General features: G+C 68.0%; 1 pseudogene. It reads right to left on the bottom strand.

Going from position 1 to position 2,852, the window contains the following annotated elements:
• Positions 1-25 precede the first annotated feature (25 nt).
• A pseudogene (locus tag J0695_RS37710) lies at positions 26-2,852 on the bottom strand (LamG-like jellyroll fold domain-containing protein); the annotation flags it as partial.

Raw genomic sequence — 2,852 nt, forward strand, 5'->3', positions numbered from 1 at the left:
GCGGCGGAGGCACACCGGCACCGGGTCAGCGCACCTCTCGTGCGTACGGCGCCACCGTGATCCGGTCGATCAGCGGTGCGTAGCGGGAGCGGAGCGGTACGCCGGGGAAGGTGTCCGAGGCGTAGGTGGTGCCGTCGAAGTTGGGCAGTTCCTCGGAGCCGAAGGCGATCGTGTTCCGGCCCTTCTCCAGGTGGACGGGGACCGTCAGCTCCCAGAAGTTGTTCTGGTGGAAGGTGTGCGGGAAGCCGACGCGGACCGGCTCACCGCCGTTGACGGTGATGTCGGCGTGGCGGGCGAGCGGGTCCGGGTTGTAGTGGGTGGCCTCGGCCTGTTCGGGGTTGGAGTAGCGGATGCGCAGGGCATAGAGGCCGGCCTTGTCCGCTGCGACCGCGAAGGTCGCGGTGTTGGTGTTGCCGGGGTCGCCTCCGATACCGGTGATCGCCGTTCCGGCGGTGGCCAGGGAGAGGGGCGTGAGTGTCGCGGAGCCTGCGATCTCGGCATCGGCTGCCTCGTACGAACGCGCCGGAAGCCTGTCCTGGGTGGGGGTGACCTTGAGGCGGTCGACGAGGGTGGCCGATGAACTCCCGGTCAGGGTCACCTTGTTGAGTCCGCCCGAGAGGGAGACCGCCACGCGGTTCTTCTTCTTGGTCAGGTGCAGGACGTCGTGTCCGTTGACCGTGAGGCGGGCGCTCGTGCTGCCGAGGGTGTCGACCTCGAGGGTGGCCTCGCGGTCGGCGGGCGAGTAGACCCAGAAGGTGGCGGTGCCGCCCTTCGAGAGCCGGACCGCACCGGAACCGCTCGCCGGGGCGGCGCCGGGCAGGGTGTAGACGGGTTGTGCCCCGTCGCCCAGCCAGGCCAGTTCGCCCTCGTACGTCCATGTGCCCGCCGATGCCCCGGGGAGAGTGAGGGTGAGACGGTCGACGATGGCGTCACCCTGCGTGGCGCGCGTGCCGTCGGCGCTCTGCGCGGCGAGCGTGAGGGTGTGCCTGCCCTTGGTGAGAACGACCTTGGTGTCGGTGTGATCCCAGACCACCCATTTGTAGCCCAGCGGCAGATTCAGTTCCTGTTCGCTGCTCGCCGCGTCGTCCACGCGCAGGAAAACGTTGGTCGGGCCCTGGTCCTTCACCTTGTCGTAGGTGTTCAGGGAGTTGGCGAACACGCTCAGGTCGTAGGTGCCGTCCTTGGGCACGTCCACGGTGAAGTCGAGTGTGACGTCCGAGCCGGTGCGCAGGCCGCCGACGTCGTAGCCGCCGGAGGTGTAGAACTTCGACACGTCGCCGGTCGAGCCCTCGGGGCCGTTCTTGGTGTAGCCGGTGCCGGTGTGGGCGGCGTCCTCCGCCTCGTACGATCCCTGCCAGCTGTCGGTCGGGGTCTGTGTCGCCTTCGCGTGGCCGGCCGGGCTGAGGACGATCTCGTACGCCGAGGACTCCTTCAGCTTCGGCAGCGTACCGTCGCCGAAGTCGACCACCACCGTGCCGTCGTCACCCACCTTCAGGTTCTTCTCGGTGAGCAGCTTCGGTCCTGACGAGTCGCCGATCTGCCCGCTCCAGCCGATCTCGCGCACCCAGGCGTGGACGGTCTGTCCGAAGAGGTTCTTGGGGACGTCCGCGAAGGTGATGTGGCCGTTGCCGGTGGACCCGCCGAAGAGCAGCCGGGCCTGCCGCTTGTCCTTGTCGAGGGTGGCGACGCCCTGCATGGTGTAGTTCGCGCCGGGGAACGGCGGGGTCACGGACAGAGTGTGCCCGCTCATCGATGCGTACGAATTGAGCAGCCACCACTGGCCGTTGCCGCGGTTGGACTGCACCGCGGAGTCGGAGAGATTGCCGTCGATGTTCCAGTACGCGATGTCGGCGTCCACCTTGGACTCCTCGATCGCGGAGACCCACTGGACCATCTGGCCGGGTACGGAGGTGTGGTAGTTGAAGGCGTACTCGTTGATGTTGACGGGGAGTTGGGTGCCCTCGCGGTCCGTCCCCTTGAACAGGTCCTTCTCCCACGAACGGTAGGTCGCGACGCTCTCGCGCACCGCCTCGGGGTGGCTCAGCTCGTGCCAGGTGATGACGTCGGGGAGGGTGCCGGTGGCGAGCGCGTGGGTGAGGAAGCCCTTGACCTGGGAGTAGAGGACGCTGGTGTTGGGGCCTGCGATGCGGGCGGTCGGCATCTTGCCCTTGATCAGGCGGTACGCGTCGTCCCAGGCGGCGAAGTAGTCGTCGGGGTCGGTGAGCCAGCTGACCTTGTTGTAGCTCCACTCGCCGGTGCCGAACATATTGCCCTCGGGCTCGTTGAACGGCACGAAGACGATGTTGTCCCGGTACTGCTCCGGCAGCTTCAGGACCTGGTCCACCTGGGCCGCGATCTTCTCCTTGTAGAGCTTGATCTTCTCCGCGGGCGTGTCGCCAGGCCACTGGTACGGGAATCCGCGGTGGATGTCGGTCATGTAGATGTACACGTCGCCGTCGGTCGAGTCGGCGAGCGGCTTGACGACGTCGAGGGCGTCGGCGCCGGGGTGCTGCGGGCCGTCCTGCGCCTTGGTGGAGACGGTGCGCAGGCCCATGCCCTCGATGAGGTTGTTGGTCGGGACGTCCGGNNGAGAAGGACGAGCGGACCGCGGCGGGGAGCGAGGGGGCGGTCCCGGTGCTCGTACGGAGCGTGAAGGACGTCTGCGAGAGCGCGGTCAAGGTGGGCGGGGCCGCGACCGTGCTCGCCACCTGGTCGGCGCTGAGCGCCGCGTGCCACACGGTGAAGTCGTCGATCGCGCCCTTGAACAGGGGGTCCGCGTAGAACGACTTGCCGATGTAGCCGGCCGCCGTGGCCGAACTCTCCAGCAGATCCGCGGTCTTGACGCCGGTGGC

Origin of the sequence: Streptomyces beijiangensis, assembly GCF_017315755.1 — a bacterium.
In the GTDB taxonomy this organism is placed as follows: Bacteria; Actinomycetota; Actinomycetes; order Streptomycetales; family Streptomycetaceae; genus Streptomyces; species Streptomyces beijiangensis.